Here is a 13742-nt window from a genome sequence, read left to right as displayed (position 1 = left end):
TTTCCTTTCCCAACGGTTCCCAACGGTTCCCAACGGTTCCCAACGGTCTCCAACCGTCACCACCGTGACCCACGCCTCACAGCCGATTGCGACGACGTTCATGAAGGGTAGCGACCCTCGGCGCGCCCTTCGTCACCGACCCTCGGTGTCCGACCCGTCCGGTCGGTCGGTCGGGTCGACACCGTGGTCTAGGGCATCCCAAATCATTCGTTCCGACATGGGTCCGTCGTCGTCGCGGCGCGCCGTAGCCTGGCGCGCCGCAGGTCCGGTGTATTTCGTAGTGCCCGGATGAGCCGGCCCGGCAACCGACGCCGAGCGCAGCAGCACCGCGGCGGCCATCAGGGTGCACACCGCAGCGCCCACCGCCACCGCCGCACCCCAGTAGGAACGTCCGCTGCCTACCAGGGCCATCAGCGGGACATGGGCGAGTTCGGCTCCGCGCGCCGCGACGTCGGGAATCACCCACAGACTGATACCGAGATAGCCGACCGCAAAACTCGCCGCCGCCAGCAGAGCGGCCAGCACCCGCAGCGGCCAACCGCGCACTGCGAGTGCCGCCACCGCGGCAGCCAACAGCAACATCGCTACCGGCAGCAACGCAGTCGACCACGTCGCGCCGGTCAACGTCACCTGCCGGGGCGGCCCCAGCCCGTCGAACGAGCGGATAGTGACCCACGGCAGCCGCGATGCCGCCCACAGCGCCCCGGCGGCAATCACCAGCAGCAATTGCGCGATTGCGATCGTCGGCCGAGTTGTCAGTCGACGTGGCGGGGCGGACCGGGAGTCGGTCACGGCGGCACGCCTCGATCGGGCCGTTTCACGACGTCCGGGCTGGCCAGCGTCTCGGCGGCGGCAATCGCATTGAGCACCGCCCGCGCCTTGTTGCGCGCCTCGTTGTATTCGTAAGGCCCGTTGGAGTCGGCCACCACGCCGCCACCGGCCTGGACGTAGGCGGTGCCGTCACGCATCAGCGCGGTGCGGATGGCGATCGCGAAGTCAGCGTTGCCGGCGAAGTCGAGGTAGCCCACCACGCCGCCGTACAGACCGCGGCGGGTCTTCTCCACCTCTTCGATCAACTCCATGGCCCGGACCTTGGGTGCGCCCGACAGCGTGCCCGCCGGGAAGCAGGCGGTCACCGCGTCCAGGGCGGTGTGGTCCTGGTCGAGCAGGCCGGTCACCGTCGACACCAGGTGCATGACGTGGCTATAGCGTTCGATGTGGCTGTAATCCTCGACCCGAACGGTGCCCGGCGTACAGACCCGGCCCAGGTCGTTGCGGCCCAAGTCGACCAGCATCAGGTGCTCGGCCAGTTCTTTCTCGTCGGCCAGCAACTCCTTCTCCAGCAGCTGATCCTCTTCGTCGGTGTTTCCGCGCCATCTCGTCCCGGCGATGGGGTGGGTCGTCGCTCGGCCCTCATGGACGGTGACCAGCGCCTCGGGACTGGATCCGACAATCGAAAAATCAACTGCACCAGCGCTATTCGGTATCTGAAGCAGGTACATGTAGGGACTCGGGTTGGTCACCCGCAGGATTCGGTAGACATCGATCGGATCGACGTCGGTGTCCATCTCGAAGCGCTGCGAAGGCACTACCTGGAAGGCCTCGCCGGCAGCGATTTGCTCGACCAGGTACTCGACGATCGCGCCGTACTCTTCGGCGGTGCGCTGCGCGCGGTAGCGCGGCTCGGGTCTGCTGAAGGTGGCGACCGTCGACGGTAGTGGTTGACCCAGTGCCGCGGTCATCACGTCCAGGCGCGCGACCGCGTCGTCGTAGGCCCAGTCGACCCGCTCATCGGTGCCGTTCCAGTTCACCGCGTTGGCGATCAGCGTGATGGTGCCCTCGTGGTGGTCGACTGCGGCCACGTCGGTGGCCAGCATCAGCAGCATGTCCGGCAGCTGCAGATCGTCGACTGACAGTTCGGGCAACCGCTCGAGGCGCCGCACCATGTCGTAGGCGAAGAAGCCGACCATGCCGCCCGATAGTGGCGGAAACCCGGGATCGGACTGGCTCGGGGCCGCGGTGGCCAAAAGGTCAAGGGTCGCCTGCAGCGCGGCCAGCGGGTCGCCTCCGGTTGGGGCATCCTTCGGGACGGTGCCCAGCCACACCGCTTCGCCGTCGCGTACCGTCAATGCCGTTGGCGCTCCGGCCCCGATGAAGGACCACCGCGACCACGACCGGCCGTTCTCCGCGGACTCCAGCAAGAACGTCCCGGGTCGGTTTGCGGCGAGTTTGCGGTACGCCGACAGTGGAGTTTCGCTGTCGGCCAACACCTTGCGGGTCACCGGTACCACCCGGTGCTCTGCGGCCAGCACGCGGAAATCCGCCCGCGTGGTCGTGGTTGCAAGGTTGGCGTGCACCGACCCATCCAACCAGATTCGCGGATCGGCACCGGTCTAACCCGGTGACCGGAAAGCCGGAGACACGGCTTGGAGCTTCGGATAAGACCGGAGCGAGACCCTGTTCGGCCGCACCGACCCCTACGGCCCGAAGGGATCCAGTGCCGGCGGCAAGAACCTGAAGCTGGTGGCAAAGCCGCCAGTAGCCGTCGATGTGAGGTTGTTGGCGAAAGGTAGCAAGCCGGATACCCCGGCCACGTTGAAGTTGCCGGAGCCGGCGTGGGCAGAACCGCCGGTGCCGGCATAGACGCCGGCGAGGTTGGCGTTGCCAACGCTGGCGGAGGCGGAATTGCCGGTGCCGGCGACGACGGTGGCGATGTTGGCGTTGCCATCACCAGAACTGGCAAAGCCGTTGTTGGCCAACAAGATACCGGCGACATTACCGTTGCTGGAGTTGGGGTTGAGGGTCCCGGCGTTGGCGATGTTGCCATTGCCCTGGGCGAAGGCGAGGTTAAGGTTGCTGGCGGGGCTGCCGGCGACGGCCGGGTTCCCGCCCGCCCTCACCGAGCTGTGGTCGCCGAAAGCCACGGCCCCGTTGCCGTTACCGGTCCCAGCCAGGGCCGAGCTGTAGTTACCGGAGACGGCGGCGACGTTGCCGAAGTCGCGATTGCTGAACCCGGCAGAAGCTCCCGAGTGGTCGCCGGTGACGAAGGCGGTGCTGCCGATCCCGCCGAAGCCCCCGGTGGCATTGCTGTTGTTGCCCAACACGGTTGCCGTGCAAAGGGTGCCGTTGGCCACGGCAGTGTTGTTGTTGCCGACGGCCGTGGCGAAGGATCCGAAGCCCGGGGTGAGCGTGGTGGTGTTGGCGGTGGCGTTGCTATTGGCGCCGAAGGCAAACGCGACACCCCCGAAACCGGAGGTGGCGTGCGCCGTGCCCGACTGGAATAGCGTCGTCCCGAACATCGACAAGGCGATGTCCGGACCCGCCGGGGCGGCCGCCGGGGCGGACGCACTGACCTGGCCGGGCAGGCTTTGCGGCATCCGCTGGAACGGGGTCAGCCGCGCGGCCACCGCCGAGGCGCAGCCGTGATAGCCGGCCATCGCGGCCACTCCCGCCTGCGCCGCCGCCGCGGTCAACCACCCCATGTAGGGTGCGGCCGCGGCTGCCATCGCCGCCGACGCCAGCCCCTGCCAGGCGGCGCCCGCCAGCTCCGAGGTCACCGACGAAAACGAGGTTGCCGCGGCCTGCAACTCGGCGGCCAGCCCATCCCAGGCCGCCGCCGCCGACAGCATCGGACCCGGGCCTGCACCGACAAACATCCGCGCCGAATTGACCTCCGGCGGCAATACCGAGAAATTCATCACAGCCGTCCCTTCTTAGGTGGCCTGCCGGGCTGACCCCCCAAATCCACGGTGACGGCCGTGGCGCTCCCAGTTGACGCGAGCAGTTCGGTACCAGAACTTCATGACAATCACGGCATCAAATCCCGGTAGTCAGCAAACTGGTGCAGGTCTTTTCGGAAACGTTTTCCGACCGCGCTTCCCGCCCCGTCGGCCCGCAAACCGCGAGCCGATCCAGCGCCGCCACCTCGAACCCCGCGACCACCCGGCTACCGCCGGCCCTGCCGACAAATCTCTTCGACCACCTGCCGGTCGAGATCCTCGCCGGGCAGAGTCGGCCGGTCGGCGTAGCCTGACGGCCATGAAAACTGGTGACACCGTGGCCGACTTCGAGCTTCCCGACCAGACCGGCTCGCCTCGCAAGCTCAGTACGCTGCTATCCGACGGACCGGTGGTGCTGTTCTTCTACCCGGCGGCCATGACGCCGGGCTGCACCAAGGAAGCCTGCCACTTCCGCGACTTGGCGGCAGAATTCGCCGCCGTTGGCGCCACCCAGGTCGGCATCAGCGCCGATCCCGTCCACAAGCAGGCCAAGTTCGCCGACATGCAGCACTTCGACTACCCGCTGCTGTCCGACACCGACGGCACCGTCGCCACCCAATTCGGCGTCAAGCGAGGCCTGCTGGGCAAGTTGCTTCCGGTCAAGCGGACCACCTTCGTCATCGACACCGACCGCCGGGTGCTCGAGGTGATCTCCAGCGAATTCAGCATGGACACGCACGCCGACAAGGCACTGCAGACGCTGCGCGCGCGGTCTTGACGCCGCGTCACGGGACGATCGAAAGAAAGAGATACGCGGCCAGCAACACCAAATGCACCTCGCCTTCCAGCCGGGTGGCCCGGCCCGGCACCACCGTCAGCATGCTGACCGCGACGGTCAGTATCAGCAGCACCAACTGGGTCGGACCGAGACCAAGTAACAGCGGGCCGCTCAGCCAGAGCGAGGCCAGGGCGATCGTCGGGATTGTCAGCCCGATGCTGGCCATCGCGGAGCCGTACGCCAGATTCAAGCTGATCTGCAGGCGACCCTGCCTGGCCGCGCGCGCTGCCGCCAGCGTCTCTGGGAGCAGCACCAACATGGCGATCACCACGCCGACGAACGACGGCGGAAACCCAACCGCCGCGACGCCGCGCTCGATAATCGGCGATTCCACCTTGGCCAGGCCCACCACCGTTACCAGCGCGACCAGCAGCAGCCCGAGGCTGCGCAGCGCCACGCGGGTACTCGGAGGGTCCGCATGGCGATCGTCATCGACGGCGCCTTTTTGGGCCACCGGCAAAAAGAAATCTCGATGCCGGACCGTTTGAGTGAACACGAAAAGTAGATACAAGCCCAACGAGGCGACCGCGGCGAACGCGAGCTGGCTGGGGGAAAACTGCGGCCCCGGTTTGCTGGTGGTAAACGTCGGCAGTACCAGGCTCAACGTTGCCAACGTGGTGACCATCGCCAGGGCGGAGCCGCTGCCCTGGTCGTTGAACAGGGTCACACCGTAGCGGCGGGAACCAAGCAGCAGCGCCAACCCGGCGATCCCGTTGGTCGTGATCATGACCGCGGCGAACACGGTGTCGCGGGCAAGCGTGGCCGTCTCGTGTCCCCCGCCAGCCATCAGCGTGACGATGAGAGCCACCTCGATCACGGTCACCGCGATGGCCAACACCAGTGACCCGAACGGCTCGCCGACCCGGTGCGCGACCACCTCGGCGTGATGGACCGCGGCCAGGACCGCACCGGCAAGCAGCACCGCCACGAGCAGGCCCATCACGGGCCCGATTTTCTGGCCCCACGTCAATGCCAGCGCGATGAACGCAAGCACCGGCGCCACCACGCTCCAGGGCATCCGTTTGACCATCGACCGCCATTGTTGCCGATGCCATCAGCCGGCCGATCATCCCCTAAGCCGGTTGGCGGGACCCGAAGTGGGTACCTGTCATTTCGGGACGGTATTCGCGGCGGACCGAAAGAGGTCGCCGAGCGCCGAATTGCGGGCCCGACGCAGCGGTGTTAGCACCGCGGTCGTCCGCAAGCGCGCGGTGGGCCATGGCGCCGCGTCAGTAACATGCTCACATGCCGACCAGCGACGGCCAGAGTGACGGCCTCAGTGAAGGCGAGTTGTTCGCCGGATACACCATCGTGCGCCGGCTCGGCACGGGTGGGATGGGCGAGGTTTACCTGGCGCAGCATCCGCGGTTGCCGCGGCGCGATGCCCTCAAGATTCTGCCCCGCGAACTGACCGGCGACCTCGAGTTTCGTCAGCGCTTCAACCGCGAGGCCGATCTGGCCGCGAGCTTGTACAACGAACACATCGTCGGCATTCACGATCGCGGCGAATTTCAGGGACAACTGTGGATCTCGATGGACTACGTCGAGGGCACCGACGCAGCCCAATTGCTGCGCAGCCGGTACCCCTCCGGGATGCCGCACGGGGACGTCGTCAAGATCATCTCGGCCGTTGCCGACGCGCTCGATTACGCCCATTCGCGTGGTCTGCTGCATCGTGACGTCAAACCCGCCAACGTTCTGCTGGGCGAAGCCACGCCCCAACGGCGGATTCTGCTGGCCGACTTCGGGATCGCCCGCCGGCTGGGCGAATTCAGCGGGCTGACCGCGACGAACGTGCTGATGGGAACCATCGCATATTGCGCCCCCGAGCAACTGCGGGGTGCAGATCTGGACGGACGGGCCGACCAGTACGCACTCGGGTGCACCGCGTTTCACCTGCTGGCAGGCTCGGCTCCGTTCCAGCACTCGAATCCGGCGGTGGTCATCAGCCAGCACCTGTCGTCGCCACCGCCGTCGATCAGTACCCGGCGTCCCGAACTGGCCCACCTCGATGGCGTCATTGCCAAAGCGCTGGCCAAGGACCCCGCCGAGCGTTACCCGACGTGCACGGATTTCGCTGCCGCACTCGCCGGCCGGCCCGGCGCCGGCCCGGCAACCGTGACGAGTCCCGCGGCGGCGACGGACTTACCGACGCAGGTCAGCACGTCCCCGGCGGCATCGCCCGAGGCGGGCCGTAACCGGGTCAAGCCGGCCACATTGATTGCGGCCCTGGTCGCCCTGGTGCTGGTAGTGGTCGCGGTGGTCCTCGGGGTCCGATTGCTCCGCGGCCCCTCCGCCCAGCCGGGCAGCGGCACCCAGTCCGCGTCGGCGACACCAGGCGGCAGGGCTACGCCTTCGCCGACACCGGCGCTGCGGTTGTCCAACTACCTCACCGATGAATCGAACGTGTTGACTCCGGCCGAGTACGCCGTCGTCGACCGGGCGCTGGTGAAGCTCTACAACGTGCGCGGCATCCGGCTCTGGGTCGTCTACGTCAAGGACTTCGGCGGCCTCAAACCGGCCAGGTGGGCCGAAAACACCATGCGCGCCAACGGCTTCGCCGACACCGACGCCATGCTCGCGGTTGCCACCGACGGGCCGGCCTTCTCCTTCCGGGTGCCGGCGGCCGTCACTACCGGGCGAGTCATCGACGTCGAGGTCATCCGCCGCGAACGTATCCAGCCGGCGGTGTTCCGGCGCGAGTGGATGCGAGCGGCGCTGGAGGCCGCCAACGGCCTGGACGTGGCCGCCCGCTAGCTCTCGGGTTCCAGCAGCACGACCGCGTCAAAGCAGGTGCGATCGCCGGTGTGGCAGGCTCCGCCGACCTGGTCGACCGTCAACAGCACGGCGTCCCCGTCACAGTCCAGGCGCACGGTATGGACGCGCTGAGTGTGCCCCGAGGTTGCGCCCTTGACCCATTGTTCGCCGCGGGACCGCGAATAGTAGGTGGCCTCACGGGTTTCCAGGGTGCGCGCCAACGCGTCGTCGTCCATCCAGGCGACCATCAGCACGTCGCCGGTGCCGCGCTCCTGCACGACCGCGGTGAACAATCCGTCGGCGTTGCGCTTGAGGCGCGCGGCGATCGCGGGGTCGAGGCTCATCGCACGGTGATCCCTGCTGCGGCCATGGCGGCCTTCACCTGCCCAATCGTCAGTTCCCGGAAATGAAAGACGCTGGCGGCCAATACCGCATCGGCTCCCGCGGCGACCGCGGGCGCGAAGTGCTCCACGGTGCCGGCGCCGCCGCTGGCGATGACCGGCACGGTGACCGCGGCCCGAACCGCGCGCAGCATCGCAAGGTCGAATCCGGCTTTAGTGCCGTCGGCGTCCATCGAGTTCAGCAGGATCTCCCCTACGCCCAGGTCGGCACCGCGGGCCGCCCACTCCACGGCATCGATGCCGGTGCCGCGGCGGCCGCCGTGGGTGGTGACCTCCCAGCCCGACGGAGTGGGGGGTGAGCCGACGGGCACGGTGCGCGCGTCGACGGACAAGACGATGCACTGGGAGCCGAATTGCCTTGCCATATCAGCCAACAGATCGGGGCGGGCGATCGCGGCGGTGTTGACCGAGACCTTGTCGGCCCCGGCGCGTAGCAACGCATCCACGTCGGCCACGGTGCGCACCCCGCCGCCGACAGTGAGGGGAATGAATACCTGCTCGGCGGTGTGCCGCACCACCTCCAACATGGTGGCCCGACCCGACGACGACGCGGTCACGTCGAGAAACGTCAGCTCGTCGGCGCCTTCGGCGTCATAGGCGGCGGCGAGTTCCACCGGATCGCCCGCATCCCGCAGGTTCTCGAAGTTGACTCCTTTGACCACGCGCCCGCCGTCGACGTCCAGGCACGGGATCACCCGCACCGCAAGGCCGGTATCGGCGTACATGTCAGTAGTCCTCCGGTTCCCCGGTACCGCGCAGCATTTCGAGGATCTCGTCATGCACGCCGGGCGCCGCGGCCAGCACCGAACGCGCTGCCGGCGTCCATGGTTCGCCGGCCAGGGTGGTGATGATGCCGCCGGCGGCCCGCACCTGCGCCACGCCGGCCGCATGATCCCATACGTGACCGCCGAAACTTATTGCACCACCGAGGATTCCGTCAGCCACGTAGACCAGGTCGATACCGGTCGACCCGTGCATGCGCAACCGCGACGAGACTCGGCTGAGGTTCTCCAGCACCGCCAGCCGATAGCGCCCGGGGAATCGGCCCCGGGAATCCGCGCTGAACGTGCCGACGCCGATAAGGCTGTCGGCCAGCTTGGCAGGCGCCAACCGCGGCCGCGAGACACCGTTTTTCATCAGCGGGCCGCCGGTGACAGCGGTGTAGCGCTCGTCGATGAACGGCAACCAGGTCAACCCGGCCACGGGATCACCGTGGTGCAGCAGACCCAACAAGATCGCGGCCATCGGCGACCCGGCGGCGTAGTTGAACGTGCCGTCCACCGGATCCAGTACCCAGACCCAGGGCGAGTCGACGGGCGTGCCACCGAACTCCTCGCCGTGCACGCCGATCCCGGTGGCCGCCACCAGCGCGTCAACGACTTGGCGTTCGATCGCCAGGTCGACCTCGGTGGCGAAGTCGTTGCCCTTCTTGCGGACCGCGGAATCGGCGCGGTGACCGTCCAGAAACCGCGGCACCGCGGCATCCAGGATTGCCGATGCCTGCTCGACCAACGGTTTCAGCTGCGCAGCCAGATCCATGGCAGGCCTATTCCCGTACCGCGGCCAACGCCTGCGGCAAAGTGAATCGCCCGGCGTAGAGGGCCTTACCGACGATGGCGCCCTCGACACCGTCGCCGGTAAGCGTGGCGATGGCCCGCAAATCGTCCAGGCTGGATACCCCGCCCGAGGCGATCACCGGCGCCTCGGTGCGGTCTGCGACCTGCTGCAGTAGCTCGAGGTTCGGACCGCGCAGGGTGCCGTCCTTGCTGACATCGGTGACGACGAACCGCGAACACCCTTGCCTATCAAGGCGTTCCAGTACTTCCCACAGGTCTCCGCCGTCTGTCTCCCAGCCGCGTCCGCGCAACCGGTGCCGCCCGTCGACGATGTGGACGTCCAACCCGACGGCGACCTTGTCGCCATGCTCGGCGATCACCCGGGCGCACCATTGCGGGTTTTCCAGCGCGGCCGTGCCCAGGTTGACGCGGGCGCATCCGGTCGCCAGCGCAGCGGCCAACGAAGCGTCGTCGCGGACACCGCCGGACAACTCGACCCGGACGTCGAGCTGGCCGACCACGTCGGCGAGCAGCTCCCGGTTGGAGCCGCGCCCGAACGCGGCGTCGAGGTCGACCAGGTGAATCCATTCGGCGCCATCACGCTGCCAGCCCAGCGCGGCGTCCAGGGCCGAGCCGTACTCGGTTTCACTGCCGGCCTTGCCTTGCACCAGGCGCACGGCACGACCGTCGACCACGTCGACGGCGGGCAACAAAATCAGCGGCATTTTTACAGTTCCCCAACCCAGTTGCTCAGTACGGCCGCACCGGCGTCCCCGCTTTTTTCCGGGTGAAACTGGGTGGCGGCCAGCGGTCCGTCTTCTACGGCGGCCAGGAACGGCACCTCGTGGGTAGCCCAAGTCAGCAGCGCCCCCGGGTGCCCCTCCCAGCGCTGGGCGGCATAGGAGTGCACGAAATAAAAGCGGGCGTCGGGGTCCAAACCCTGGAACAACGTGCTCCCCGCAGCAGCCTTGACCACGTTCCAGCCCATGTGCGGGATCACCGGGGCCTCCAGTCGGGTGACCGCGCCGGGCCATTGCCCGCAGCCGCGGGTCTCCACTCCGAATTCGACGCCGCGCGCGAACAGGATCTGCATGCCGACACAGACGCCCAGCACCGGTTGCCCGGCCGCGACCCGCTCGGCGATGATCTGTTCCCCGTTGATCTTTCGCAGGCCCGTCATACACGCTTCGAACGCACCAACGCCGGGCACCAGCAGTCCATCGGCGGCCGCGGCCGCCTTCGCGTCCGCGGTCACTTCCACCGCCGCACCGACCCGCTGCAGCGCGCGTTGAGCCGACCGCAGGTTGCCCGAGCCGTAGTCCAGGACAACGACCGATTTGCCTGTCACAGAACACCTTTGGTGGACGGCACACCCGAAACCCGGGGATCGGGTTCGACGGCCTGACGCAGTGCGCGCGCGACCGCCTTGTACTGGGCTTCGGTGATGTGGTGTGGATCGCGACCGTATAGGACGCGCACATGCAGGGCGATGCGAGCGTTCATCGCCAGCGACTCGAACACATGCCGATTGATCACGGTGTGATAGGGCACCGAGCTGCCGGCGATCGTGGTGTGCTGCAAATGATCCGGCTCTCCGGTGTGCACGCAGTAGGGCCGGCCGGACACGTCGACCGCGGCGTGGGCCAGTGTCTCGTCCATCGGGATGAAGGCATCTCCGAAGCGGCGAATGCCCTTTTTGTCGCCCAAGGCCTGAGCCAGCGCCTGCCCCAGCGCGATCGCGGTGTCCTCGACGGTGTGGTGCGCTTCGATGTGAACGTCGCCGGTGGTACGCACGGTCAGGTCGAAGCTGGCGTGACTGCCCAGCGCCGTCAGCATGTGGTCGTAGAACGGCACTCCGGTGTCGACGTCGACCTGCCCGGTGCCGTCGAGATCCAGCTCGATGACGATGTCGGATTCGCGCGTGCGGCGTTCGATGCGCGCACGACGGGTTGCGTTGCCTGTTGGGGGGGCGGTCATGGCGCTCCTACGGGGCTGGTGGCGGGGACCAGTTCGGTGGCGGCGATTCGCGCGCTCGCCCGCAGGAACGCGTCGTTCTCGTCGACCAGGCCGGTGGTGGCGCGCAGGTAACCGGGAATACCGACATCGCGGATCAGGACCCCGGCATCCAGATAACGCTGCCAGGCGGCCGGCGCGTCGGCGAATTTACCGAACAACACGAAGTTGGCATCACTGGGGACAACCCGGAAACCCGTGGCCGCCAATGCGGTTGACACCCGCTCGCGTTCGGCGATCAGCGCGGCCACGCTAGCCAGGGTGTCGTCGGCGTGCCGCAACGCGGCGCGGGCCGCAACTTGCGTGAGCGCGGACAGATGATAGGGCAGCCGCACCAGCAGCATCGCGTCTACCAACGCCGGCGTGGCAATCAAGTACCCGAGCCGGCCGCCGGCGAAGGCGAACGCCTTGCTCATGGTACGGCTGACGACCAGCTTGGTCGGATACTCTGCCACCAATCGCACCGCGCTGGGCTGCGACGAGAATTCACCGTAGGCCTCGTCGACGACCAAGATCCCGGGCACCACGTCGAGCAGCCTGCGCAGGTCGTCCAGCGAAACACTTTGTCCCGTTGGGTTATTGGGGCTGGTAACAAAGACCACATCCGGTCTTAGCCGGACCACGGTGGCCACGGCGGCGTCGATGTCCAGGCTGAAGTCATCGGCCCGCGCCGCCTCGATCCACTCGGTGTGGGTGCCGCCGGCGATGATCGGGTGCATCGAATAGGACGGGACGAAACCGATCGCGCTGCGCCCCGGCCCACCGAACGCCTGTAGCAGCTGCTGCAGGATCTCGTTGGATCCGTTGGCGGCCCAGACATTTTCGACGCCAAGCCGCGTGCCCGTCTGTGCCGTCAGGTAGGCAGCCAGGTCACGACGCAACGCCACCGCGTCCCGGTCGGGGTAGCGGTGTAGAGCGACGGCGGCCTCGCGCACCGACCGCACCACGTCGTCGACCAGCGCCTGGGTGGGCGGATGCGGGTTCTCGTTCGTGTTCAGCCGTACCGGGACGGCCAATTGTGGTGCACCGTAAGGTGTTTTACCGCGCAGGTCGTCGCGCAACGGCAAATCGTCAAGCGTGGGCCCGGCTTCGGATGCGCCCGTCACCGCTCGAACCTCCGCCGTACCGCCTCACCGTGGGCCGGCAGGTCTTCGGCCTTGGCCAGGGTGATGACGTGCCCGGAGACGTCTTTCAGAGCCGCCTCGGTGTAGTCGACGACATGGATGCCGCGCAGGAAGGTCTGCACCGAGAGCCCACTGGAATGCCGGGCACAGCCGGCCGTCGGCAACACGTGGTTGGACCCGGCGCAATAGTCGCCCAGACTTACCGGTGCCCAGGGCCCGACGAAAATAGCTCCGGCCGAACGTATTCGGTTGGCGACCTGGGCCGCATCGGCGGTCTGGATCTCCAGATGCTCGGCGGCATAGGCGTTGACGACCCTGACGCCGGCCTCCACATCGTCGACCAGGATGATCGCCGATTGGCGGCCGCTCAGGGCGGCCGTCACCCGTTCGCGGTGCACCGTGGTCTGCAATTGGGCGGCTACTTCGCTGTCGGTGGCGTCGGCCAGATCCGCACTCGGGGTGACGAGCACGCTGGCGGCCATCTCGTCGTGTTCGGCCTGGCTGATCAGGTCGGCGGCGACGTGCGCCGGATCGGCCGTGTGGTCGGCGAGGATGGCGATCTCGGTCGGCCCCGCTTCGGCGTCGATGCCAACCTGGGAGCGGCACAGCCGCTTTGCGGCCGTGACATAGATATTGCCGGGCCCGGTGATCATGTCGACCGGTGTCAATTCAGCGCCGTCGGTGTCGGTGCCGCCGTAGGCCAATAACGCCACGGCTTGCGCCCCGCCGACGGCCCAGACCTCGTCGACTCCCAACAGCCGCGCCGCGGCCAGGATGGTGGGGTGCGGCCAGCCGTCAAAGCCGGTTTGGGGAGCGGCTTGCGGTGGACTGGCCACCACCAGCGAGTCGACGCCGGCGACCTGCGCTGGTACCACGTTCATCACTACGCTCGACGGGTACACCGCGTTGCCACCGGGCACGTACAGGCCTACCCGCTGCACCGGTACCCACCGCTCGGTGACGGTCGCACCCGGGCCCAGAATCGTCGTGACGTTGTTGCGGCGCTGGTCGGCGTGCACCGTGCGGGTCCGCTCGATCATCACCTGCAGGGCTTCCTGTACCTCGAGTGCAAGTTCAGCCAGCGCGGAGTCCAACGCGTTATCCGGCACCCGTACGGCCGCGGGGCGCACCCCGTCGAATGACTCGCCGAAGTCCAACGCGGCCGCAGCACCGCGCTCGGCCACTGCTTGTACGATTGGCCGGACCTTGGGCAGCACGGTCTCTACGTCGGCGCCGCTGCGCGGCAGCGCCGCCCGCAGCCGCGCAGCCGTCAACTGTGCTCCCCGCAGATCGATACGGGTCAGCAGCGCGGGCGGTGTAGTCACGTCGACCAT

General features: G+C 67.8%; 13 protein-coding genes and 1 pseudogene. 2 read left to right on the top strand and 12 right to left on the bottom strand.

What is annotated here, in order from left to right:
- Positions 1–132: 132 nt before the first annotated feature.
- From AWC07_RS04340 to AWC07_RS29680, 3 genes and pseudogenes are all read right to left on the bottom strand, one after another.
- The gene (locus tag AWC07_RS04340) at positions 133–792 is read right to left on the bottom strand and encodes a TIGR02234 family membrane protein (protein WP_051507994.1); all 660 of its coding nucleotides are present in this window, start codon (positions 790–792) and stop codon (positions 133–135) included.
- On the bottom strand, positions 789–2357 hold the full coding sequence (locus tag AWC07_RS04335) for an anthranilate synthase component I (RefSeq protein ID WP_051507995.1): 1569 nt from the start codon (positions 2355–2357) through the stop codon (positions 789–791). The genes AWC07_RS04340 and AWC07_RS04335 overlap by 4 nt, the downstream gene beginning before the upstream one ends.
- A 1044-nt stretch (positions 2358–3401) precedes the next feature.
- A pseudogene (locus tag AWC07_RS29680) lies at positions 3402–3698 on the bottom strand (PPE domain-containing protein); the annotation flags it as partial.
- Positions 3699–4038: 340 nt separating this feature from the next.
- On the opposite strand from AWC07_RS29680, the gene AWC07_RS04320 reads away from it, so the two are divergent.
- On the top strand, positions 4039–4497 hold the full coding sequence (locus AWC07_RS04320) for a peroxiredoxin (protein WP_036413282.1): 459 nt from the start codon (positions 4039–4041) through the stop codon (positions 4495–4497).
- 7 nt (positions 4498–4504) lie between these two features.
- Here AWC07_RS04320 and AWC07_RS04315 read toward each other — a convergent pair whose 3' ends face one another.
- Positions 4505–5587, bottom strand: a complete 1083-nt coding sequence (locus tag AWC07_RS04315; protein ID WP_036413284.1) for a calcium:cation antiporter — start codon at positions 5585–5587, stop codon at positions 4505–4507.
- 215 nt (positions 5588–5802) lie between these two features.
- Between AWC07_RS04315 and AWC07_RS04310 the strand changes: the two genes are divergently transcribed.
- A complete protein-coding gene (locus tag AWC07_RS04310; RefSeq protein WP_036413286.1) occupies positions 5803–7314 on the top strand; it encodes a serine/threonine-protein kinase in 1512 nt (503 codons plus the stop codon).
- On the opposite strand, the gene hisI is transcribed toward AWC07_RS04310, so the two are convergent.
- From hisI to hisD, 8 genes are read right to left on the bottom strand one after another with little or no spacing between them, the layout of a single operon-like run.
- Positions 7311–7658 carry a phosphoribosyl-AMP cyclohydrolase gene (gene hisI, locus AWC07_RS04305; RefSeq protein ID WP_036413288.1) on the bottom strand — a complete coding sequence of 116 codons (348 nt, stop codon included), beginning with the start codon at positions 7656–7658 and terminating at the stop codon, positions 7311–7313. The two genes, AWC07_RS04310 and hisI, sit on opposite strands and share 4 nt — an antisense overlap.
- Positions 7655–8440: an imidazole glycerol phosphate synthase subunit HisF gene (gene hisF, locus AWC07_RS04300; RefSeq protein ID WP_036413289.1), complete on the bottom strand. Its 786-nt coding sequence runs from the start codon at positions 8438–8440 to the stop codon at positions 7655–7657. The genes hisI and hisF overlap by 4 nt, the downstream gene beginning before the upstream one ends.
- A gap of 1 nt (position 8441) precedes the next feature.
- Positions 8442–9254, bottom strand: a complete 813-nt coding sequence (locus AWC07_RS04295) for an inositol monophosphatase family protein (RefSeq protein WP_036413291.1) — start codon at positions 9252–9254, stop codon at positions 8442–8444.
- A 7-nt stretch (positions 9255–9261) separates the two neighbouring features.
- Positions 9262–9996, bottom strand: a complete 735-nt coding sequence (gene priA / locus AWC07_RS04290) for a bifunctional 1-(5-phosphoribosyl)-5-((5-phosphoribosylamino)methylideneamino)imidazole-4-carboxamide isomerase/phosphoribosylanthranilate isomerase PriA (protein WP_036413293.1) — start codon at positions 9994–9996, stop codon at positions 9262–9264.
- Between the two features lie 2 nt (positions 9997–9998).
- A complete protein-coding gene (gene hisH / locus AWC07_RS04285; RefSeq protein ID WP_036413295.1) occupies positions 9999–10619 on the bottom strand; it encodes an imidazole glycerol phosphate synthase subunit HisH in 621 nt (206 codons plus the stop codon).
- Positions 10616–11248: an imidazoleglycerol-phosphate dehydratase HisB gene (gene hisB, locus AWC07_RS04280; protein ID WP_036413297.1), complete on the bottom strand. Its 633-nt coding sequence runs from the start codon at positions 11246–11248 to the stop codon at positions 10616–10618. Before hisB ends, hisH begins: the two co-directional genes overlap by 4 nt.
- Positions 11245–12390, bottom strand: coding sequence for a histidinol-phosphate transaminase (locus AWC07_RS04275; RefSeq protein ID WP_036413299.1), 1146 nt, complete (start codon positions 12388–12390; stop codon positions 11245–11247). The genes hisB and AWC07_RS04275 overlap by 4 nt, the downstream gene beginning before the upstream one ends.
- Positions 12387–13715, bottom strand: coding sequence for a histidinol dehydrogenase (gene hisD, locus AWC07_RS04270; RefSeq protein ID WP_139829534.1), 1329 nt, complete (start codon positions 13713–13715; stop codon positions 12387–12389). The genes AWC07_RS04275 and hisD overlap by 4 nt, the downstream gene beginning before the upstream one ends.
- Positions 13716–13742: the final 27 nt, after the last annotated feature.

Origin of the sequence: Mycobacterium gastri (assembly GCF_002102175.1) — a bacterium.
Taxonomy (GTDB): Bacteria; Actinomycetota; Actinomycetes; order Mycobacteriales; family Mycobacteriaceae; genus Mycobacterium; species Mycobacterium gastri.
Note: the sequence above shows the minus strand (reverse complement) of the source record. Positions and strands in the feature narration are given on the sequence as shown.

Coding starts and splice junctions, on each gene's coding strand:
- AWC07_RS04320 (WP_036413282.1), top strand. CDS start 4,039: ATGAAAACTGGTGACACCGTGGCCGACTTCGAGCTTCCCGACCAGACC.
- AWC07_RS04315 (WP_036413284.1), bottom strand. CDS start 5,587: ATGGTCAAACGGATGCCCTGGAGCGTGGTGGCGCCGGTGCTTGCGTTC.
- AWC07_RS04310 (WP_036413286.1), top strand. CDS start 5,803: ATGCCGACCAGCGACGGCCAGAGTGACGGCCTCAGTGAAGGCGAGTTG.
- hisI (WP_036413288.1), bottom strand. CDS start 7,658: ATGAGCCTCGACCCCGCGATCGCCGCGCGCCTCAAGCGCAACGCCGAC.
- hisF (WP_036413289.1), bottom strand. CDS start 8,440: ATGTACGCCGATACCGGCCTTGCGGTGCGGGTGATCCCGTGCCTGGAC.
- AWC07_RS04295 (WP_036413291.1), bottom strand. CDS start 9,254: ATGGATCTGGCTGCGCAGCTGAAACCGTTGGTCGAGCAGGCATCGGCA.
- priA (WP_036413293.1), bottom strand. CDS start 9,996: ATGCCGCTGATTTTGTTGCCCGCCGTCGACGTGGTCGACGGTCGTGCC.
- hisB (WP_036413297.1), bottom strand. CDS start 11,248: ATGACCGCCCCCCCAACAGGCAACGCAACCCGTCGTGCGCGCATCGAA.